This window comes from Flavobacterium sp. FG19 (assembly GCF_057809475.1).
Window position 1 is genome coordinate 31390 of record NZ_JBMDKA010000037.1, and the last position, 21724, is coordinate 53113.

A 21724-nucleotide genomic window follows, 5' to 3' on the forward strand; every position below is an offset into this window, starting at 1 on the left:
TATTATACACATCGTCCGGCTGTGTTTTTTCGTAAACCTCTAAAATTCAGTTAAAAACCTAAATGGCACACCGCTTGCAAATTGGGTACATGTCATCTTTTAACATTGGATATAATTTCCAGTATCAAATCCAAAAGAAGACCTTTTGATAAAAGCCATTTTAGAGAATTAATAAACAAAAAAGGACATGGAAAGCGAAACAATTATCTCAAAACAATTTTACGCAGGCAGCAATATCAGCAGCGATGTACAAATAAACCCTTCGATTTTTAAAATCAATACTAACACTACTCAAAAACATATTGAAAGACCTAAAAGCCTTTTTGGATTTATGATCCTGGCCGGGACTTTTTTATTACTGCTTACGGGAGCTTTTTTTGTTTTTCAGTTTCAGCCTGATTTTGATCAGCTTCAGCTGGAGAGATTAAATTCTACCGGAGGCCTTATTTTTCTGGGTATTACTGCAGCGCTTTTCCTTTTTAAAGGCGGTATGTTTTTATACAACTTATATCTGTATTTCAAATACAAACCCATAGAATCTGTTTCAGATGAATTACTTCCTACCTGTACAGTGATTGTACCGGCTTACAATGAAGGTAAACTGGTATACGAAACTTTAATGAGTCTGGCCGAAAGTGATTTCCCGGAGCATAAACTGGAGCTGCTGGCTATCGATGACGGAAGTAAAGACGATACCTGGTACTGGATTCAGCAGGCAAAACTGAAATTAGGCGACCGTGTTTCTATTTTTCAGCAGCCGCAGAATAAAGGGAAACGTCACGCGCTGTACCGTGGATTTAATTTAGGTAAAGGGGAAATCTTTGTAACAGTAGACAGTGATTCTATCGTGAAAAAAGATACTTTGAGAAATTTGGTGAGCCCGTTTGTGGTAGATGAAAAATGTGGTGCTGTGGCAGGAAATGTTCAGGTATTGAACAATGAAAAAGCAATTCTGCCAAAAATGCTGAATGTGAGTTTTGTAATGAGTTTTGAGTTTATGCGTTCTGCCGAAAGTTCATTAGGTTCTGTACTTTGTACACCGGGCGCTTTGGCTGCATACAGAAGAAATGCTGTTTTTGCCTGTCTGCCGGAATGGATTGACCAGACGTTTATGGGACAGCCTTCTGATATTGGTGAAGACCGCGCCATGACCAATATGATTTTGAAGCAGGGACACCACGTATTGTTTCAAAGAAATGCTTATGTATTGACTAATGTTCCGGAAAACTATAAGGGACTGTACAAAATGTTCATCAGATGGGGAAGAAGTAATGTTCGTGAAAACATCATGATGGCGAAATATGTCTGGAAGGATTTTAGAAAAGAATCTAAACTGGGATCCAGATTATTGTTTACAGAACAGTCAATCAGAATTATAATGACGTATCCGTTTTTTATTTTTATGTTTTATTTTATAGCAACGCATCCGTTATTATTTGTTAGTTCAGCTCTTTTAGGAATATTGCTGGTATCCAGTTTCTCGGTTTTCTTTTATGCTAAAAGATACTCATTGTCCGAATCATTCTGGGCCTATTCCTACAGCGTTTTTTATACGTTTGCATTATTCTGGATTGCACCGTATTCTATCATTACCGCTCATAAAAGAGGCTGGCTGACCCGAGGTTAAGAAATTTCCACAACTACTATTTTATATTTTAATCCTGAAAAACTCCTGTTCCACTAAGCAGGAGTTTTTTTTTGGTTTTGTCCGGACCAGAGAAAAACAGAAAAAGCATTTAAAAAAGCCAGTATCCATAAAACAGGACTAGTGAAAAAGCTTTCATAACTTCTTCCGTTTGGGATTTCTACAAAAGGAACTGTAATGATGACATCCAGAAATAAAGCCGTAAGTGACATTATAATACCAAGATGCAGGCCGTTCAGGTTATCATTTTTGAGATAATAGATCTTTGCAGCACCAATCGCAAAAAATACAATGGAAAAGGACACCATTACAGACTGCCAGAAAAAAGATTCTTTTAAAATGGGAATCAGCCCCAGAATATAAAAGGATAAACTAACGGCCAGCCAGACCAAAATACCGGAGAATACAGCTCTGAGATACAACATAACATTTAATTTTCAGGATTCCAGATTCCGGTTTTGGCTGTTTCTTCTGCGTAAGCCTTAAAATCTTTTGCTTTTCGGCCTAAAACTTTTTCAATATCCGAGGTTGTATAGGAATTTCTTCCGTCCAGTACCTGTTCAAAAAGATAATTGGCCAGCCAGATATGATCTTCAGGAACCTGGTATTCTCTGAGCATTTGTGTATATTCGTCTAAAGTGAGCGCCTGAAAAGTGATGTTCCGCTGGCAGGCATTGGCAATTTCGTTAAAGGCTTCTTTAAAAGTCAGCAGCCTTGGCCCTGTTAGTTCGTAGGTTTTGCCGTTGTGTTTTTCGTCCAGTAAAACGGCAGTTACGACATCGGCAATATCGTCGGCATCTGTAAAAGGTTCCAGTGCTTCGGCTCTCGGCAGTGCGGCAATTCCCGCCAGTATTGGTTCCAGAAAAATACTTTCGTTAAAATTCTGGCTGAACCAGCTCGCCTGAACAATGGTCCAGTTCAGTGCATTTTTCTTTACGATTTCTTCACAGACCTGAGCTTCTTTTTCGCCTCTTCCGGAAAGTAACACTATTTTTTGTATTCCCAGTTTTGTCGCTAGCTGTGTGAAGTTTTCAATGGCTTCTGCAGCAAAAGGCACCGCCAGATCAGGCTGAAAAGTAAGGTAAACAATATCCATTCCCTGCAGTACTTTTTCCCAGGTTTCCGGTTTTTCCCAATCAAAAGGAGCCGTTTCGTTCCGGGATCCTAAACGAAGTGCAACATTGGGGTTACGTTCTAATCTGGCGGCTACTCTGCGTCCCGTTTTTCCACGGGCACCCAGAATTAAAATTTTCTTTTTCATATCAATATCTTTTTAAAAGATTACTAATACAAAGTTGACGCGATTACAGGACAATAATTTGTCGTAAAAGAATTATGATTTGTTTGAAAGGAACTGCTGTTTTACTTCATTGGGACGCATCCCGAATTTTTTATGAAAGGCATTCGAAAAGGAGCTTAAACTTTCGTAACCCACTTCCCAGGCCGCTTCCTGTACCGTTTTTTCGCTTTCACGAAGCAGTTCATAAGCCTTATTTAACCGTTCTTCCTGTACATATTTAAAGACCGGAATTCCAAATAACTCTTTAAAATTCTTTTTTAGTTTGCTGCTGTTAAGTCCTACCATTTTAGATAATTGGGTGATCGATGGCGGTGCAGTATAATGGGTGGTTACAATTTCTTTGGCCTGAAAAAGTTTGTTTTTGTCAGCTTCAGACAAATCCGGTTTTTTATCAGAAGTTAAAAGGGCAAAAAAATGCGCCAGAAGCTCATTGACCTGACTTTTTAAAAACAACAAACGGGTGTTTCCGGTATAGGGCGTATTAAATATTTTTTGTACGGCCAGCTGCATTTCGAGCGTCATATAAAAAGAGGGACCCTTTACAAAATGCTCTTTGGGCTTTAACAGCTGCGGCAGATGGTTTTCAAAAATTTCTTTTTCGGCCTGCGGCAGTGCGTTGAGGTTTTTGAGTTTGGTAAAAATACTGATAGACTGCAGCGGTTTATCCGGTTCAATCTTATGTGAGAATTCGACTTTCTGATTGCCAAAAAAACAAATCGCGAGTCCGGTAGTATTGACCAGATATTTAGTCTGTTTATTATGTTTGATTTCCAGCTCCACATTGCCCGAACCATAAAAAGCAAAACCCACGGCATCACCGTCAATTTCGCATTTCTGGACTATTGTTTTAGCGGTATTGGATTGTTCAATTAAAACAATAAAATCATTTAATTCTATAATATCTGTTGTCATACTATGAGCAGGAGTTGAAATGTAAAAGTATAAAAAAGTAAGAGGAGTTTTACTGCAGTGTCTTTCTTAAAATCAGGATTGGGGCTCATAAAACAGATTTATTAGTTTTTTAGCTTTCTTGTTATAATTGTAATTAAATACGGTTAAAATTATTTTTTTATAAAGAGAATCTTATATTTGTACCTGATTTTGGTCTGTTTTTTTAGAATTTTGTAAAAAAACGGTTAAAAGGGAATCAGGTGTAAATCCTGAACAGGCCCGCTACTGTAAGTTCTGTAAAGTCTTTAAACGTTACTTATGCCATTGTTCGCTGCTGCGGATGAGAAGGCTGTTTTAAAGATGGAACAAGTCAGGAGACCTGCCAAGATCACATAGTTTAAGACTTTCGTGGTACAAAGTTGAAGAGCAAGAACAGACCTGTTATTCTGATAACGGGACTTTTTCCGTTTGGTTTCTTTAGAATACATCACAGAAAGTTTAAGTAATTAAATGAGTGATGTATAAAGCCCGAAAACTACTTTTATTCTTTTTTGCCATAGTTCCTTTTGTACTTCATTCGCAGGTATCTCAGGATAGTTTACGAATTTTAAAAGAGGTCGTATTAAAAGCAAAACCTTTTCAGGAGGTGATTCCCGTACAGACTCTTTCGGGTAAAACCCTTGAAAATCTGGCAAGTCATAATGTGGCCGATGCGCTTCGTTATTTTGCCGGAACCCAGATTAAAGATTATGGCGGACTGGGCGGACTAAAAACGGTCGATGTACGAAATATGGGAACCCACCATGTTGGGGTTTTTTATGACGGAATCCAGCTGGGGAATGCCCAGAACGGAGTAACCGATTTAGGGAAATATTCGCTCGACGATATGGAATCCCTGACGCTTTACAATGGACAGAAAAGCGAAATATTTCAGTCTGCCAAAGATTTCTCAGCCGCTTCCACTATTTATCTGCGAACCAAACGCCCGGTTTTTACCGGAAGCAAAAAAACGAATCTGCTTTTTCGTTATAAAACCATGTCGATTAATTACAATGATCCTTCTTTTCGCTGGGAACAAAAGCTTAGTGATAAAGTAAGCTTAAGTGTCAGTTCTGAATACATAAAATCCAACGGGCAGTATACTTTTCGATACAAAAGAAAAAATCAGGATGGTACAGTGGCTTATGATACCACAGCTACAAGATGGAACAGCGATATTGAAGCCCTGCGTTTTGAATCCGGTCTTTACGGGAAAATAAACAAAGGTTCGTGGGATGCCAAAGTGTATTACTACGATTCTCAAAGGGGAGCGCCAGGTGCCATAGTCGAAAACAAATTCTCAGACGGATTCAGGCAGTACGATAAGAACTTTTTTGCCCAGTCCTTTTTGGTAAAAGAGTTTTCTGAAAAATATAAATTTCAGGCCAGGGCCAAATATGCCTACGATTATACGCATTACGTGGCCAGAGATACCACCAGTGTTTTGGGTGAAACCGTGACCGAAGGAGCGCAGTCAGACGATAGCTACTATCAGCAGGAAGTTTATTTTTCGGCAGTCAATATGTACAGTATTTTAGCAAACTGGGATATTTCACTTTCAACCGATTTTCAGTACAATAAATTGAATGCGACCCGAAGAGGAATCCAAACCCAGTTTTCTTTTCCGCAGCGTTATACGGCCTTGTTTTCTCTGGCAACTTCCTACAGACTGGGCGGCTTAAAAGTGTTAGGAAATGTAATAGGGACTTATGTGCAGGAAGAAGTACGCTATAATGCCAAAGCTCCTGACAAAACAGAATATACTCCGGCTTTGTTTCTGGGGTATACTCCCTTTAAAAAATACGATTTCAGCTTAAGGGCTTTTGCCAAACGTATTTTCAGGATGCCCACTTTTAATGATTTGTATTATACGATGGTTGGATCCAGTACGCTGCGGCCGGAATATATGAATCAGTATGATGTTGGGTTTACCTATCATTTTCCTCAAAAGGAAGGTTTTTTTGATGAGTTTTCTTTTCAGGCAGATGCTTATTATACCGATACCAAAGATAAAATCGTAGCCGCTCCAACGGGCAATTTATTCCGCTGGATGATGACCAATATGGGAAAGGTGAGAGGAAAAGGAATCGAAACGGTGCTTACAGCAGGAACTCATTTTGATAAAGTATTCTTAAATGCGAATGTAACCTACACCTATTCTGAAAGCCGCGATTTTACCAGATTCGTTGGCCTGGAAATGTCTTCTTATGGCGATCAGATTCCGTATACTCCGTGGCACAGCGGCTCCGGAATCCTGAATGCGGCCTATGAATCCTGGAATTTTAATTACAGTTTTATTTATGTAGGGAAACGCTATAACGGAAACGTAAACAATATTCCGGTCAACGAAGTACAGCCCTGGTACACACACGATGCCTCGGTAAAAAAATCATTTGCTGTTAAGGGCTATAAATGTAACGCTGCCATAGAAGTGAATAACGCTTTTAATCAGCAGTATGAGGTAATTTATAATTATCCAATGCCCGGACGAACGTTTAAGTTTATAATCAGTATCGCACTATGAAAAAGGTCGTTATAAAAATACTAACCGGTTTATTTATTGCCATTTCTCTGGTTTCCTGCCGGGAAGATGAAACCATTTTTCTGTCGGCAGATAAAACAGTAGCCGAACCCAGAAATGACGGAAAAATTGAAGGTTTTTACCTGCTCAATGAAGGTAATATGGGAATGAACCGTGCCAGTATCGATATCTTTAATTACAGAACCGGAACTTATACCACAGATGTGTATTCAGAACGAAATCCGGCTGTGGTTAAAGAACTTGGAGATGTGGGTAACGACATAAAAATTTACGGAAATAAAGTATATGCCGTCATTAACTGCTCCAATAAAGTAGAGATTCTGGAAAAATGGACGGCAAAACGCATCAAAAAAATAGACATTCCCAACTGCCGTTATGTTGCTTTTTATAAAGACAAAGCTTATGTCAGTTCCTATTCCGGTCCCGTGGCGATTGATCCTAATGCCGAAATAGGTTTTGTAGCCGAGATTGATACGACTTCGCTGGAAATAAAACGAAAAGTAACCGTGGGTTATCAGCCCGAACAGATGGTCGTGCATAACGGAAAATTGTATGTAGCCAATTCAGGAGGCTATCGTGTACCTAATTACGACCGGACTGTTTCTGTAATTGATCTGGAAACTTTTACTGAAATCAAAAAAATAGATGTAGGCATCAATTTGTACAGCATGCAGATTGACAGCAGGGGCGATATTTATGTCAGTTCAAGAGGCGATTATTATAACACTCCTTCTAATTTATTTGTAATTGATACGCATACCGACGAGAAAAAACAACAGCTCGATCTTCCCGTTCTGGGCATGTGCCTTGTTGACGATCTGCTCTATTTCTACAGTGTACAATGGAGCTATCTGACCAATAGCAATAAAATTACCTACGGTATATTGGATACCAGAACCAAAAAAGTAATCAGTGATAAAATCATTACAGATGGTACTGATAAAAAAATCATGATTCCGTACGGACTTCAGGTTAATCCCGAAACCAAAGAAATTTATATCACCGACGCCCAGAACTATGTAGTCACCGGATATATCTACTGTTTTACCCCTGACGGAAGGTTAAAATGGAAAACCACAGCCGGGAATATTCCGGCGCATATTGCTTTTATAACTAAAAATTAAAAACCGAAAATATGTATCACCAATTTTTTAGACCTTTTCAGTTGGTACTGCTTTTATTTTCAGCAGTAATGCTGGTCAATTGTTCCGGAGGCGACGACGGCAGCTCAGAACCGGAAGGCGGGAGCGAAAGTAACGAATATAAAATACAGCGTTTTGCCATAGCAGCCATAAGTCCAAAAGCGGCGGCCAGTGCAGATGCAGTGTATAACTGGACGGTCAGCAGCAGTTCTTCAGAACAATATGCCCTGGCAAACACGACTTCGAGGGAAGCTTTGTTTGCTGCGGCAGAAGCCGGAACGTATGCCTTTAAAGTCAGTATTAGAGACAATGGAAAAACGACCACTCAGAGTGTAACGGTTCAGGTAAGTACCGAAACCAAAGAACTGAAAAGTTTTATCGCTAAAGTTTTTGAGTTTCATCCGGCACCGGGACAGTTTATAAACGATTTACCGGCAGCCAATGACGGCGATACCCCGGAGCGGGTTTTAACAAGAGCCAATTCGTATCTGGCCAAGAAAAACGGCGATTTGGTTTCGCTGGGCGCTTTTGGTGGTTACATTGTTTTTGGGTTTGACCATAGTATTGTAAACCTAAAAGGCAGAAGGGATTTCAGGGTTTTAGGAAATGCTTTCTGGGCAGAAGCCAATCCAAACCCCAATGCCGAAATGCGCGGAGGAAGCAGCGAAGCCGGAGTTATCATGGTTTCTTACGATAAAAATAAAAACGGACTTCCGGATGATGAATGGTTTGAAATAGAAGGTGCCGGACATAAAATGGAAAAAACAATTTCCAATTATGAAATTACCTATTACAGACCCGATCCTGATAAAATACCTGTGCCGGGCGGCGGAACCGGAACGGTGCTTTTTACCGATTTAGAATATATATACTGGAAAGACAATCAGGGGAAAGACGGTTATCTGGCGCAGAACAATGCGTACAACCATTCGCTGGATTACTGGCCTAAATGGATGAAAGACAAAGAATCAGTGACTTTTAAAGGAACAAGACTGCCGGACAATGCCGTGGATGAAAGCGGCAACGGAAGTTATTTTGTTCAGTATGCTTTTTTATATGGTTATGCAGATAATGCCCCGAATAACGACAACGATTCGGCTATTGATATTGACTGGGCTGTAGATAAAAACGGAAACAAAGTACATCTTCCGGCCATAGATTTTGTAAAAGTGTACAACGGTCTGAACCAGCAGGCAGGCTGGCTTGGTGAGACTTCAACTGAAATTATGGGAGCTTCAGACCTGCACCTGCTGGGCGAGAATATCCCAACCCGATAAACCTTTCCTTAATAAGTTCAATTAAATAATTATATCCAAAACCATGAAAAAGAACGTTATCCGTTTATTATTAGCTGTCTGGGCATTTTTAGCCATAGGATGCAGCAGTGATAATGACAAACCTGAAGAGACGACACAGATCGAAATTACCCTTCAGGAAAAGTATGAAACCAGTACTTTTAGTGTTTTAGACATAACGGCTTCTGCCAAAAGCAGTAATCCGGATTACCAATGGGTACTGACCAAAAATCCGGTTGACCAAAAGACGGATTCCATTGTTGGAACTGCTAAGGATCTGCAGTTTATAGCCGTTTATCCGGGAACGTATGAGCTGACTTTACATGTTTCTGAAGCCGATAAAAAGTCGACTAAAACTACCGTGATCAATGTCGTAAATGAAACCGTTAATTACAACCCGTACATCACCCGTATTTTCGATTTTGATCCGGCACCGGGCATGTTTGCCAATGATTTGTTTAAAACAGATTTTACCAAAGAAGAAGTAATGCAGACCGCATTAGGAAGAATTAACGAAACCAGTGTGGGATATCCGTTAGATTTAGGAGGTTTTGGCGGTTCTATTGTGATAGGATTTGACCATACTGTGGTGAATGTTCCGGGAATAAGCGACTTTAGAGTATACGGAGGTGATGTATCCAATCCGTCGACTGCCAAAGCCAATCCGCCGGCACCGGGATTGATTTATGTGGCTTATGATAAAAATAAAAACGGAAAACCGGATGCTGACGAATGGTTTGAAATAATAGGAAGCCAGCATACCAAAGAAAACACCATTAAGGATTTTAAAATTACCTATCATAAAAAAGCAGAAGGAGAGCCGTTAGTGACTTCAAGCGCGCTTTTTCTGGATTATGAACATGTTTACTGCGAAAACAATCAGGGAGAAACTTTTTATCTGGCAAGACCAAAAGGGAAAAAAGAATTTTATCCGTTATGGGCTTCGCAGGCTGAAGTGACTTACGAAGGAATGAAACTCGATGTTAATTTTGAACCGGCGCGTCCAAACCAAACCACCTTATGGTATTCGACACCTCCGGAATGGGGCTATGTAAATGCCATAAATCCGGATATCGACATTGACTGGGCAGTCGATAAAAACGGAAACAAAGCCCATCTTCCCGGAATCGATTTTATAAAAGTAGTAAACTGTGTAAGCGAACCTATGGGATTATGCCAGCAGCAGTCTTCAATGGCTGCCGTATTTGCAGGAGCAGGAGATCTTCATATTTTAAAAAAATACAATCTAAAAAAAGTTAATAAATAAGAAAATGAAAAAATATATCCAATATGGACTTTGTCTGTTAACTGTCGGTATTTTTTATGGCTGCAGCAGCGATGATACCAAAGACGGACAGGTGATTGAAGAGCCTGTTAAAGATCCGGTACTTACGGTAAAATTAACAGCAGATTTTGCCGCAGATCAGTATGATGTTGTAGCAATAGAGCCCGAAGTAACGATTGAAAACAATAACGGGAAAGAAGCTGTTTACCAATGGTCTGTTAAAGTTACCGGAACAGACGGATCAGTAAAAGATTCCATTATAGGTGACACTAAAACACTGCTTTTTATAGCATCCAGACCAAATGAGTATGATATAGATCTTACTGTAACTTTAGATAAACTGACTCAAAAAGCATCTACTAAAGCAGTTGTTTACGGAACCGGTAAAACGTATACTTCAAAAGCAGTAACGCTGATTGATTATGTTCCGGCTCCGGGTTATAACGCAGATGATTATCCATTTGAAACCAAAGTAGAGGCGATGGCTCAGGCACAGCAGGATCTTAATGATGAGGCAGCTGTTCATCTGGGTACTTTTGGAGGTTATATCGTAACTGCCTTTGATCATACGGTGATCAATGCTTACGGAAAACGTGATTTTTCTATTCAGATGGTTACAAACAGCGGTTCTTTAAAATATTCTCCCGTAAGTGTGTATGTGGCTTACGATACCAATAAAAACGGAAAAGCGGATACCGACGAATGGTACGAAATTGCCGGAAGCGAATACCATAAATCCTCTACGGTTAAAAATTATGAAATAACCTATCATAAACCGGATCCGGATAAAACGGCTGTAACCGGAACCTTAGACTGGCAGTTTGATCAGGAATACCTGAAATGGACGGATAATCAGAATACTTCGGGATTTATAACCAGAACCAAAAAATGGAGACGCTATAATTATTATCCGCAATGGCTGGGGAATTCTTATACGGTTAAAGGCACCAAAATAGCCATTCCGGTCAAAGATGTAAGTGATGGCGAAGGCACAGCTTTTAATGTAGGTACGTTTGACTGGGGATATGGCGGTATAAAAGATCCTTCTATTGATATCAGCTGGGCGGTAGACGCTAATGGTAATAAAGTGCATTTACCGGGAATCGATTTTGTAAAAGTATATGTTCCCACTTTTGTTTCCCTGGGAGCAGCAGATGTACTAACGAGTTCTTTTAATAATGCACAGGATTTACATTTTCAGGAAGCAGAATAATTGCCAAACCCTTTTCCTGACCACCCAAAAAGTAGTAACCCTAAATTTTATAAATCATGAAAAAAGTAGTTTATTTTTTGACCTTCGGTCTGATTTTAGGATTGTCTTCCTGTAACAGCGATGATGATCTTTTACTTGATAACAGTGCAGGATCTGCTGCCGGCAGTAAAAGCCTGACTGCTAAAACAGCCGTTACTGATCCGGCCATTGGAACCACCACAACGCTTAACCTGGCCAGTTCACTATTAACGAGCGGTACTACCACAACAGGCGGTAAATACTGGCAGAATACGTATGTGTCCGGTACAAATTTAACCTCAGACATTTTTACCTTTTCCCATACTGCAACTTCTGCAGGCTACAATTACTGGGATGGTTTTATTGTATCCAACGTAAACGATATTACCAATTATGGTTCTGCAGGTTCAGGTGGATCTGCGGGCTGGGTGGCTCACCAGTGGGGGACTATGGCAGGAAGCGGTTTTGATACTGCCGCAACCATAACGCCGGGAACTCCGGGAACTACAGGAAGCCCTTTTATTGTAGCCTACTGGTCAAGTTATCTGGATCCGAAGAATCCGGAAGGGACTACTTTTAGCGAAAGCAGTTTCTCTAACTGGATTAAAATCGGAGATACCGGATTGTATGAAGTTCAGGGATTAAAAATCAATATGCACCCGTGGCCTTATTACGGCTGTTTATACGGAGACGGTTTCGCGAGAGCCTTTACTTCGGGAGACCATTTTGATCTGTTAATTTATGGTGTGGAAGAAGACGGAACCATTACCGAACCAATTGTACATACACTGGCCAATCATACAGGTTCTTCATTAGTAATGCCAACGGGCTGGGTAAATGTTAATACAACCAAACTGAAAGGTTTAGGAGATATAAAATACCTGATCTTCCAGATGGACTCATCAGATTCGGATCCGGTTTACGGAATCAATACTGCCGCTTACTTTTGTTTAGATAAACTGTCAGTAAAACGAGTTGATTAATACCTTCAAAGAGCCATCAAGATAGATGGCTCTTTTTTTTGAAAATCCTGAAACACCAAAAGATTATTAAAAAAAGGAGAATGCCGTATCTGATTTATAAAGAAAAATAAGAGTCCGTTTTTACAGAGAATTATAAATAAAAAAGTGTCTTTAAAACAAAGGTTTTAAGGGCACTTTTTTTATGAGTAAGACTGAAAATCAAAACAAGATTATATAAGGCAGTAATTCTAATTTGTAGTATAATATTTATTTGTGCTCAAACACATTTGTTGTTTCGCAAAAACAGGTGTAAAAACATGTAGTATAAAACTTTCAAAAACATTAAATTTTGTGTACGAACACATTTTTTATCATTTATTTCTTGCGAATTAAGATACATTAGTTACTTTAGTCAGAAATAAGTTCTTTTTGAGCTGTTTAGGAGAGAAAAAACAGCACCGAAATCACCATGCATTTTTGTGTGATGACAGAAAAGAAAGACTGATTTTAAAATAGAAAAATATTGCAATATTCTATCTATCATTTTTTTTAGTTGTTAACCCCAAAATATCAAAATTATGAAAATCAAGAAAATTACATTTTTTATTTTATTTTGCTTTATACAAGGTTTTTCACAAACCTATGTAGCTACAACAGGAGATGACACTACCGGTACCGGTACCGCTGCACTGCCTTATAAAACTATTGTAAAAGGAGTTCAGGCGGCACCTTCGGGAGGAACGGTTTTGGTACTTCCGGGAACTTATCCGGCAACAGGGCCTATTTATGTGGGAAAACCATTAACGATCCAAAAAAGCGGGTCGGGATCTGTAGTAATTAATGCTTCGGGCTGGACGAGCACTGATACTTATGTTTTAGGAATCGTAAATACCAGTAATGTTACCATAGACGGTTTAACGATTTCCAATAAAATTGGTAACGGAAGTAAAGGAATCTGGATTTTAGCCAATTCCGGTGCCACAGCCAATTTAAACAATATTACCATTAAAAACTGTATCGTTAGAAATATCGGATGGATTAGTAACAACCTTTCTTCGATTCCGGCCAACAGCGGAATTGTAGCGAATGCTATTAAGGTTGACGGCGGCAGCGGTACCTATGCGATTACCAATGTAAAAATCGATAATAACGAAGTAAACAACTGCGCCACCGGCTGGGGTGAAGCCGTAACGGTTACCGGAAACGTAAACGGATTTTCGGTTTCAGGAAATACCGTGTATGACATTGCCAATATCGGAATCGTGGCTGCAGGAAATTATTTGTCAACCGGGGCAGCTGCAAACAATCAGGCCCGAAATGGTGTGATTGCTTCCAACGAAGTTTTTGACTGTATGAGTGCCGTAGCCAATAGTGCAGGTATTTATATTGACGGGGCGTTAAACTGTACCGTTGAACGTAATGAAGTGTACAACTGCGGAGTTGGACTTGCGGTTGGGGCTGAACAGAATACGTCGACCGGAAACGGTGGTGTTTCAACCGGGCATCTTATTCACAACAATTCTGTGTACAACAATGTCGTGACGGGAGCTATTTTTGGCGGCGTTATTGGCAGTGGTTATACGACCAGTGTTCAGAATACAAAGATTTTTAACAATACCTTCTATAAAAACAGAACCGGAGCCGTAATTAACGGAGTGACTACTATTAACGGAGTGGCAGTAGGGACCATTGCCGATATTTACGGCGGGGAAGTGCATTTTCAGAACAGCTCGGGAATTACTTTCAAAAACAATATCATGTATGCAACCACTGGTAAAAAAGCACTTTTGGCTTCCTACGGATATTCTATTTCCAGTTTTGTTTCCAATTACAATTTGTTTTACAGAGAAGGAAATACCGATTTTATTATCGACTTAACCGGAACCAGTTTTAACGGAAGTTCCACAACCGGATCGTATAATCCGGCACAATTTGCCACAACAACCGGACAGGATGTAAATTCGGTAGTGGGACTGCCGGGATTTGTAAACGCTTCTATTTTTGATTTCACACTAACTTCCGGTGCTTTTGCTGCAGACAAAGGAGATCCTGTTTACAATAGTACCTATTCCGGAACCCTGGATTTTGATGATGATATCCGAAAAAGAAACGGACGTGTCGATATTGGATGTTCGGAACTGCAGACAGGATCGACGGCTAAAAAAGCAGCGGTAGAAACAGCAGCAGTAGAAGAACCAGCTCCGGTATTTGCTGTTTTCCCAAATCCGGCTTCAGATGTAATCAATATCAGTTTCGGAAAGAGTGTTAGCGCCGCCAGTATTTCAGTATTGGATTTAAACGGAAGAGAACTTTTAAAACAGGATTTTAGTACGGTCGATGCTGTAAATATTAATATTTCCAATTTGAAAGTCAGTTCGCAGCTAGTCATCCTTCAGATTAATGCCGACGGTGAAATAACCCACAATAAAATTTATTTAAAATAGTACCTTTGGGGAGCAGAAACTTTTTTTCTGCTCCCTTTTTTATACTATAAGCCTTTTAAAAATGAAAAAATACCACGTAAACAGAATCGAAAAAAATACGTTGCAGATTAATGGTTCAGGAGATCATGAGCTTTGGCAGAAAGCAGAATTACTAACTGATTTTACTTCTCCCTGGGATACCGCCATTCCAAAAAAGATAGAATTACGAGCGTTATGGGATACTGAACAGCTCTTTTTTTTGTTTAAAGTGTATGATGAAAATGTGTATACAGACAAAAGCGGTGATACAAAAGCGCATATAGCTAATTCGGATCGTGTTGAAATTTTCATGAGAAAAGATGCATCTTTAAATCCGTATTACTGTCTGGAAATTGATCCGGGACCCCGAGTAATGGATTTTATTGCTTATCCGGGCAGAAAGTTTGATTATGACTGGAACTGGTCTGAAGGTCAATTGAACGTAAAATCGAATATCGCTCAGGCTTATTTTACGGTCGAAATTGCCATCAGTATTTCTTCTTTAAAAGATTTTGAGCTGATTAAGGACAATGTTATCGAAGCCGGACTTTTCAGGGCAAAATACAGCCAGAATGCCCGTTTGGTTTATGAACCAGTGTGGATTACCTGGGTTGATCCCCATACAAAAACACCTGATTTTCATATTCAGAGTGCTTTCGGAGCCCTTGTTTTAAGCTGATTACAGAGAATAATCTTTAGCGTTTTCAGTATTGACAATATCAATCGGAAGCAGTTTTTCAGGACTGATTTCCTTTTCGAAAATAAAATGTTCGATCAGGCTGGCAGCGCCCAGATACGCCTGTCTTTTTGGGTTTTGATGAATTAAAAAGTCAATCGTTTTATTGTGGAGGTATTCCAGATTGTTTTCTAATAAATCATAGCCTACAAGTGCAATTTTCTTTTCAGGTTTTTTGGCCAGGATTTTAGCAACCTGATAAGCTTTGGAAGTTGTTACAAAAAGACCTTCAATATCAGGGTTGGCTTCTAAAAACTCTTTAAGTGTACTTTTAAACTGAGGATGTTTGACCTTGAAAGTTTTAATTTCAAAAACAGCTTTTTCAAGATTTGTAAAATAATCCCTGAAACCTCTTTCTTTTTCCTGCATGTGAATGGCATTTTCGTAATCTTCGTCAATATGAACGATAGCGATGGTGCCTTTTTTGATAAGGAGATCTAATAGTCTTGCCGCAATTCTGCCGCTTTGGAACAAATCCTGTCCCACAAAACTTTTGATCGCATTTGATTTAAGCTGGTTGTTGAATATACTAGAAATAATACCTTTAGAATTATAATGTTCTATAGCTTCAATAGCTTCCTTATGAAATAAAGGAACCAGTAAAACAGCATCAGGCGAACTGTCCAGTACTTTTTGGTTAGTTGTTACAAATGACGAAGTGCTGGTTGGGTCAAAAAGAAAGATCTCGACCTTTACATTAAAAGATTTAAATTCTTTTTTAGCTTCGTTGATCCCCTCAATACAAGGCTGCCAGTACGGATCGCCGGCCGAATCAGGAAGCAGGACACAGATAGAGTAGATCTGGGTTTTCTTTAAACTTCGCGCCATCAGATTAGGCTGATAGTCAATTTTATCCAAAACCTCATTTACCTTTTTTAAGGCATCTTCAGATACTTTTCCCCTCTTATGCAAAACACGGTCTACAGTGCCTTTTGAGACTCCTGCCAGTTCTGCAATATCCTTAATCGTATAAATCTTTTCCATATAAAAACAAATATATATAAAAATCAAATATCTCAAAATATTAAATTACATGTGTTCGAAAACATTTTTTATTGTGTTCGAGCACATTTTAACACAATTTCCTTTTTTTATAGAATATTAATCTATACTTTAGCCGAATATTAATGAGATAGTCTAGTATATTAACTTAAAAATTGTCAGATTAATATTTATTTTTCGATTTAATAAAGAAGTTTTTAAAAACTGCTAATTGAGAATTTGCCTTTGATTTCAGCTGATAGAAAAAAGAGTAAGAAGACAAAAAAAAATTAAAAATAATAACCAATTAATACTACTAATTAGATGAGCAGCAATAAACCTACTCTCGTGATTTTGGCGGCAGGTATCGGAAGCCGGTATGGAGGATTGAAACAGTTAGATACATTTACGCCCGAAGGAGATACAATTATGGATTTTTCGATATATGATGCATTACAGGCAGGTTTTGGAAAATTTGTATTTATTATAAGTAAAAATATTGAAGAAGAGTGCCGGGAGATTTTTGATAAAAAACTGAAAGGAAAAGCCGAAACAGGTTATGTTTTTCAGGAAATAGAAAATGTACCGCCTCAATACCTGAATCCGGAAAGAAAAAAACCATGGGGAACCGGCCACGCTTTATTAATGGCAAAAGATGAGGTAACCGAAAATTTTGCCATAATTAATGCCGATGATTTTTACGGAAAAGAAGCCTTCGAAATCATGGCCAAAGCCCTGACCGAAATGGATAAAGAATCCTATAATTTCAATATGATGGCTTATTTGCTTAAAAATACCGTTTCAGATCACGGTTTTGTATCCAGAGGAGAATGTCAGGTAGACGAAAATAATTTCCTGACAGACGTAACAGAACGTACCCATATCGAAAAAATAGACGGCAGACTGATGCGTAAAGATGATAACGGTGAGTTTATCCCAATTGATGAAAACACTATTGTATCTATGAATTTCTGGGGTTTTACACCTAAATGTTTCGAATTTGGAGGTGCCCTTTTTGAACAGTTCCTTAAAGAAAATGATCAGGATTTAAAAGCAGAATTCTTTATTACCTCTGTTGTAAGTGAAATTTTAAAATCAGACAACGCCTCAGTTGAAGTACTTCAGTCTAATGCGAAATGGTTTGGGGTAACCTATAAAGAAGATAAGGAAATCGTAAAAAAAGAAATTGAAAAGTTAAGAGCTCAAAAAGTGTATCCCGCAAATCTTTGGTAATATGACAGCCGATCAGTTAAAATTTATATTCAAACAGTTTGACCATACAGAGGTTTTTAAAACCTTTGAAGAACTGTCTTCCGGTCATATCAATGATACCTATCTCGTTACAGTCGATACTGGTAAACAGTTTATCCTGCAGCGCATTAACGAAGGAGTTTTTAAAGATGTTCCGGGGCTTATTGCCAATAAAGTCAGTGTGAGTAAACATTTGCAGAAAAAACTCAGACATTTACCGGAGGCAGAACTTAAACGCAGGGTCTTAACTTTTATAGGTACTAAAAAAGGGATTTTTTATTATCTGGATCAGAATGGCAGTTTCTGGAATGTAATGGTTTATATAGAAGGAAGTCTGACTTTTGAAACCGTTAAGAGCGAAGAAATTGCCTATGAAGGCGGAAAATTGTTTGGCGAATTCTTAAACCTGACCAGCGATTTTGATGCCCGTAAATTAATTGAAGTCATCCCGAATTTCCATAATATGGCTTTTCGTTACAGTCAGTTTGACGCCGCTTTAAAAGAAGCTTCCGGGCAGAGAATGGAGCAGGCGAAAGCTTTAATAAAAAAGGTTCAGGATTTAAAAGAAGAAATGCATATTCTTCAAAATCTGAAAGACAGTAAAAAAATAAAACTAAGGGTGACCCATAACGATACCAAAATTTCCAATGCACTTTTTGATACCAACAAAAAAGGACTTTGTGTTATTGATACCGATACCGTTATGCCGGGAATTATCCATTATGATTTTGGCGATGCCATAAGGACGATTTGTAATACGGCTGCCGAAGACGAAAAAAATCTGGAGCTCGTACATTTCAATCTGGAGTTTTACAAAGCCTATGTGAAAGGTTTTCTGGAAAAAACAAACGCATCCCTTTCAACACTTGAAATAAAATACCTGCCGCTTGGAGCCAAAACCATGGTATTTATAATGGCACTTCGTTTTTTAACTGATTTTCTAAATGACGATGTGTATTATAAAACCGAATATCCGGAACACAATCTGGATCGTTCCAAAAACCAGTTTAAGCTTATTGAAAGCCTTTCCCGACAATTCAGGGAAATGGAAGAATACAATCTGAATTTCATAGGATCATTAAAATAAAAAAGATGAAAAAATATGTCATTACCGGAGGTGCCGGTTTTATAGGAAGCCATATTGCCGAATATTTAGCAGGCGAAGGACACCAGGTTTTAGCACTTGATAGTCTTAGAACGGGGTTCGAACATAACCTGAACGGAATAAAGGCGGAACTGGTAAAAGGAGATATCCGATATGAAGCTGTAGTACAGGAAGTTATCAGCGGGGCAGATGCTGTTTTTCATCTGGCTGCTTTGGTAAGTGTTCCGGAATCTTTATTAAAAATAAAAGAATGTATAGAAATCAATACTATCGGAACGATTAATATACTGGAAGCGGCCAGACAAAATGCAGGCTGTAAAGTAGTGCTGTCAACATCGGCGGCTAATTACGGGAACAATCCCGTGCTGCCCAAAGTAGAAACCATGTTTCCGGAACCTATGACCCCTTATGCAATAACCAAACTGGACGGGGAGTATTATTTAAAAATGTATCTTGACCAGTATAAAGTGCCAACCGCTTCTCTGCGTTATTTTAATGTATTTGGCCCGCGTCAGAACCCGCAGTCGGCTTATGCAGCGGCAGTACCTATTTTTATTAATAAAGCCCTGCAGAACGAACCCATAACAATTTATGGTGACGGTTCGCAGACAAGGGATTTTATTTATGTAAAAGATGTGGTCAGAGCCAATATTCTGGCTTCCCAAAAAGGAGACGAAACTTATAATGTTGCTTTAGGACACAGTACATCGGTTTTGGAACTGGCCGAAAAAATTATAAGTATTACCAATTCAAAGTCTTCCATTAAATTTTTAGAAGAAAGACCGGGAGACATCAAACATTCCAGAGCCAATCCTGAAAAGTTTAATCAGTTAGGTTTTAAACCGAAGTATACCCTTGATCAGGCCTTAGAAGAAACCATCCTTTTTTATCATCAGGAACTAGTCAGTAAATAAATTCAGAATAATAACTAAAACCAATCCAGAATATGTCACAAATAGATGTTGCCCTAAAAAAAGATCAAAACAGTACTTTGATTCCCATGGTTATTTTAACCTCCCTGTTTTTTATTTTTGGATTCGTAACCTGGCTTAACGGGCCGCTGATCCCCTTTTTTAAATTAGCCTGTGAGTTAACCGAATCTCAGTCGTATTTTGTGACCTTTGCTTTTTACATTGCTTACTTTGTTATGGCGGTACCCTCTTCGTTTTTAATCGAAAAAGTAGGGTATAAAAATGGTATTTCATTAGGACTGTTCGTTATTGCCATTGGCGCTTTGCTGTTTTATCCGGCGGCAGAAGCGCGCACTTTTGCCCTGTTTTTAGTGGCTTTATTTGTTATGGGAACAGGTTTGGCAGTTTTACAGACGGCGGCAAATCCTTATGTCGTGGTAATTGGTCCCCGTGAAAGCGCGGCAGCCCGTATCAGTGTATTGGGAATTGCTAATAAATTAGCCGGTTTTCTTGCTCCGCTGCTTTTAACATCGCTTGTTTTATCTAATATAGGAGATTATTCAGCCGATAAAATTGCCGTGATGACGCAGGTTCAGAAAGAAACAGCCCTGGATCAGCTGGCTTTGCAATTACAAACGCCTTATATTTATATGGCTTTTATCATGCTGGCACTGGCGGTTTTAGTCAAATATTCCCCGCTTCCTGAAATTAATTTAGATGATGAAGGTCAGGTAGAACATATGAGTATTTTAAAGCAGATTAAAGAAGCGTTTAAACATCCGCAGCTTGTCTTTGGAGTTATTACCCTAATGGTGTATATCGCGGCTGAAGTTCTGGCCGGAGATTCTATTGGCGGATTCGGAAAACAGTTAGGCGTATACGGCGAAAGCGGCTCTTTTTATTTAAAACTCACTTCGTTTACGATGACTTTTATGGTGCTGGGGTATATACTCGGGATTACTTTAATTCCAAAATACGTATCGCAGGTATTTGCATTAAAAGTATCCGGATTTCTGGGGATTATTCTGGTTTTTCTAATTGTAATGTTATCCCCGAAAATGATGATTCAGCTGCCGGGAATTCCGGAACTGCCTGTTATCATTATTCTGGTGGCTTTATTAGGTTTGGCCAATGCCTTGTGCTGGCCGGCGATCTGGCCTATGGCACTTCAGGATTTAGGCGGATACACCAAAATTGGCGGTGCCATACTAATTATGGGAATTATTGGCGGAGCCGTATTTCCGTTACTTTACGGTCTGCTGGCAGATACGATTAATGCTTCTAATGAAGCGGCGGGAATGGCCGAAACAGCAAAAAGCGGTAATCAGATCGCTTATTTGATACTACTGCCAGCCTATCTGATGATTGTATTTTTTGCTTTTCAGGGACATAAATACAGGAAATGGTAAATCCCTGAAATACTCTCAGGACACAAAACATACAACATTTATAAAGTATTGTAATTAAGCACTTAAATCTTGTATTTGAAAGTGTTTCAGCCCAACTTATGCCTTTTTTTAAACTAACAGGCGCTTTAATTTTAAATCAAAACATACTAAAAATAACAACAATGTTAAAAAGTAAAATCGACAAGGCAACCGGTTTTGAAAAGCGTTTTGAAAACATCAATACGGTTGTTTTTGAAAATTCGGGAGCAGCTTCCAAAGAAGTAGCTCAGGAAATAGCGGCTTTGATCCGGTCAAAACAAAAAGAAAACAAATCCTGTGTTCTGGGTCTGGCAACAGGATCTTCTCCAAAAGGACTGTATGCAGAACTAGTAAGACTTCATAAAGAAGAAGGACTGAGTTTTAAAAACGTAATCAGTTTTAATCTGGATGAATACTACCCAATGGAACCCAACTCCATCAACAGTTATGTTCGTTTTATGAAAGAACTGCTGTTTGATCATGTGGATATTTTACCTGAAAATGCCCATGTTCCCGACG

18 protein-coding genes and 1 riboswitch are annotated in these 21724 nt (G+C 38.9%); of the genes, 14 read left to right on the forward strand and 4 right to left on the reverse strand.

The window, feature by feature from the left end; genetic code table 11:
* Positions 1 to 187 precede the first annotated feature (187 nt).
* The gene (locus ACODST_RS25040) at positions 188 to 1627 is read left to right on the forward strand and encodes a glycosyltransferase family 2 protein (protein ID WP_488934827.1); all 1440 of its coding nucleotides are present in this window, start codon (positions 188 to 190) and stop codon (positions 1625 to 1627) included.
* Positions 1628 to 1680: 53 nt separating this feature from the next.
* Here the strand turns inward: ACODST_RS25040 and ACODST_RS25045 are convergent, their stop codons facing one another.
* From ACODST_RS25045 to ACODST_RS25055, 3 genes are all read right to left on the reverse strand, one after another.
* Positions 1681 to 2070, reverse strand: a complete 390-nt coding sequence (locus tag ACODST_RS25045; RefSeq protein ID WP_488934828.1) for a DUF5367 family protein — start codon at positions 2068 to 2070, stop codon at positions 1681 to 1683.
* Between the two features lie 5 nt (positions 2071 to 2075).
* A complete protein-coding gene (locus tag ACODST_RS25050) occupies positions 2076 to 2906 on the reverse strand; it encodes an NAD(P)H-binding protein (protein ID WP_488934829.1) in 831 nt (276 codons plus the stop codon).
* Positions 2907 to 2978: 72 nt separating this feature from the next.
* The gene (locus ACODST_RS25055) at positions 2979 to 3857 is read right to left on the reverse strand and encodes a helix-turn-helix domain-containing protein (RefSeq protein ID WP_488934830.1); all 879 of its coding nucleotides are present in this window, start codon (positions 3855 to 3857) and stop codon (positions 2979 to 2981) included.
* 173 nt (positions 3858 to 4030) lie between these two features.
* Positions 4031 to 4237, forward strand: a riboswitch (cobalamin riboswitch).
* Between the two features lie 116 nt (positions 4238 to 4353).
* Here ACODST_RS25055 and ACODST_RS25060 point away from each other — a divergent pair.
* The 8 genes from ACODST_RS25060 (at position 4354) to ACODST_RS25095 (ending at position 15473) form a co-directional block, all read left to right on the forward strand.
* Complete coding sequence (locus ACODST_RS25060; RefSeq protein WP_488934845.1) at positions 4354 to 6399, forward strand: TonB-dependent receptor; 2046 nt, start codon at positions 4354 to 4356, stop codon at positions 6397 to 6399.
* Positions 6396 to 7541 carry a YncE family protein gene (locus ACODST_RS25065; protein WP_488934831.1) on the forward strand — a complete coding sequence of 382 codons (1146 nt, stop codon included), beginning with the start codon at positions 6396 to 6398 and terminating at the stop codon, positions 7539 to 7541. The genes ACODST_RS25060 and ACODST_RS25065 overlap by 4 nt, the downstream gene beginning before the upstream one ends.
* An 11-nt stretch (positions 7542 to 7552) precedes the next feature.
* A complete protein-coding gene (locus ACODST_RS25070; protein ID WP_488934832.1) occupies positions 7553 to 8836 on the forward strand; it encodes a PKD domain-containing protein in 1284 nt (427 codons plus the stop codon).
* 43 nt (positions 8837 to 8879) lie between these two features.
* A complete protein-coding gene (locus ACODST_RS25075) occupies positions 8880 to 10121 on the forward strand; it encodes a hypothetical protein (protein ID WP_488934833.1) in 1242 nt (413 codons plus the stop codon).
* Positions 10122 to 10125: 4 nt separating this feature from the next.
* Positions 10126 to 11352, forward strand: a complete 1227-nt coding sequence (locus tag ACODST_RS25080) for a hypothetical protein (protein WP_488934834.1) — start codon at positions 10126 to 10128, stop codon at positions 11350 to 11352.
* Positions 11353 to 11408: 56 nt separating this feature from the next.
* Positions 11409 to 12353, forward strand: coding sequence for a DUF4465 domain-containing protein (locus tag ACODST_RS25085; RefSeq protein WP_488934835.1), 945 nt, complete (start codon positions 11409 to 11411; stop codon positions 12351 to 12353).
* 557 nt (positions 12354 to 12910) lie between these two features.
* On the forward strand, positions 12911 to 14776 hold the full coding sequence (locus tag ACODST_RS25090; RefSeq protein WP_488934836.1) for a T9SS type A sorting domain-containing protein: 1866 nt from the start codon (positions 12911 to 12913) through the stop codon (positions 14774 to 14776).
* 61 nt (positions 14777 to 14837) lie between these two features.
* Positions 14838 to 15473 (forward strand): sugar-binding protein, encoded by a 636-nt coding sequence (locus ACODST_RS25095; protein WP_488934837.1) that lies wholly within the window; start codon positions 14838 to 14840, stop codon positions 15471 to 15473.
* Here ACODST_RS25095 and ACODST_RS25100 read toward each other — a convergent pair whose 3' ends face one another.
* A complete protein-coding gene (locus ACODST_RS25100) occupies positions 15474 to 16514 on the reverse strand; it encodes a LacI family DNA-binding transcriptional regulator (protein WP_488934838.1) in 1041 nt (346 codons plus the stop codon).
* A 321-nt stretch (positions 16515 to 16835) separates the two neighbouring features.
* On the opposite strand from ACODST_RS25100, the gene ACODST_RS25105 reads away from it, so the two are divergent.
* The 5 genes from ACODST_RS25105 to ACODST_RS25125 form a co-directional block, all read left to right on the forward strand.
* Positions 16836 to 17744 (forward strand): sugar phosphate nucleotidyltransferase, encoded by a 909-nt coding sequence (locus tag ACODST_RS25105; RefSeq protein WP_488934839.1) that lies wholly within the window; start codon positions 16836 to 16838, stop codon positions 17742 to 17744.
* A gap of 1 nt (position 17745) precedes the next feature.
* Positions 17746 to 18849, forward strand: a complete 1104-nt coding sequence (locus tag ACODST_RS25110; protein WP_488934840.1) for a phosphotransferase enzyme family protein — start codon at positions 17746 to 17748, stop codon at positions 18847 to 18849.
* 5 nt (positions 18850 to 18854) lie between these two features.
* Positions 18855 to 19781, forward strand: coding sequence for an NAD-dependent epimerase/dehydratase family protein (locus ACODST_RS25115; RefSeq protein ID WP_488934841.1), 927 nt, complete (start codon positions 18855 to 18857; stop codon positions 19779 to 19781).
* A gap of 32 nt (positions 19782 to 19813) precedes the next feature.
* Positions 19814 to 21187, forward strand: coding sequence for a sugar MFS transporter (locus ACODST_RS25120; RefSeq protein ID WP_488934842.1), 1374 nt, complete (start codon positions 19814 to 19816; stop codon positions 21185 to 21187).
* A 161-nt stretch (positions 21188 to 21348) separates the two neighbouring features.
* Positions 21349 to 21724 (forward strand): 6-phosphogluconolactonase (locus tag ACODST_RS25125; RefSeq protein WP_488934843.1); only part of this gene is annotated, 376 nt, incomplete at its 3' end.

Coding starts and splice junctions, on each gene's coding strand:
- ACODST_RS25120 (WP_488934842.1), top strand. CDS start 19,814: ATGTCACAAATAGATGTTGCCCTAAAAAAAGATCAAAACAGTACTTTG.
- ACODST_RS25085 (WP_488934835.1), top strand. CDS start 11,409: ATGAAAAAAGTAGTTTATTTTTTGACCTTCGGTCTGATTTTAGGATTG.
- ACODST_RS25055 (WP_488934830.1), bottom strand. CDS start 3,857: ATGACAACAGATATTATAGAATTAAATGATTTTATTGTTTTAATTGAA.
- ACODST_RS25110 (WP_488934840.1), top strand. CDS start 17,746: ATGACAGCCGATCAGTTAAAATTTATATTCAAACAGTTTGACCATACA.
- ACODST_RS25095 (WP_488934837.1), top strand. CDS start 14,838: ATGAAAAAATACCACGTAAACAGAATCGAAAAAAATACGTTGCAGATT.
- ACODST_RS25115 (WP_488934841.1), top strand. CDS start 18,855: ATGAAAAAATATGTCATTACCGGAGGTGCCGGTTTTATAGGAAGCCAT.
- ACODST_RS25105 (WP_488934839.1), top strand. CDS start 16,836: ATGAGCAGCAATAAACCTACTCTCGTGATTTTGGCGGCAGGTATCGGA.
- ACODST_RS25075 (WP_488934833.1), top strand. CDS start 8,880: ATGAAAAAGAACGTTATCCGTTTATTATTAGCTGTCTGGGCATTTTTA.
- ACODST_RS25040 (WP_488934827.1), top strand. CDS start 188: ATGGAAAGCGAAACAATTATCTCAAAACAATTTTACGCAGGCAGCAAT.
- ACODST_RS25065 (WP_488934831.1), top strand. CDS start 6,396: ATGAAAAAGGTCGTTATAAAAATACTAACCGGTTTATTTATTGCCATT.
- ACODST_RS25090 (WP_488934836.1), top strand. CDS start 12,911: ATGAAAATCAAGAAAATTACATTTTTTATTTTATTTTGCTTTATACAA.
- ACODST_RS25080 (WP_488934834.1), top strand. CDS start 10,126: ATGAAAAAATATATCCAATATGGACTTTGTCTGTTAACTGTCGGTATT.
- ACODST_RS25060 (WP_488934845.1), top strand. CDS start 4,354: ATGTATAAAGCCCGAAAACTACTTTTATTCTTTTTTGCCATAGTTCCT.
- ACODST_RS25045 (WP_488934828.1), bottom strand. CDS start 2,070: ATGTTGTATCTCAGAGCTGTATTCTCCGGTATTTTGGTCTGGCTGGCC.
- ACODST_RS25050 (WP_488934829.1), bottom strand. CDS start 2,906: ATGAAAAAGAAAATTTTAATTCTGGGTGCCCGTGGAAAAACGGGACGC.
- ACODST_RS25100 (WP_488934838.1), bottom strand. CDS start 16,514: ATGGAAAAGATTTATACGATTAAGGATATTGCAGAACTGGCAGGAGTC.
- ACODST_RS25070 (WP_488934832.1), top strand. CDS start 7,553: ATGTATCACCAATTTTTTAGACCTTTTCAGTTGGTACTGCTTTTATTT.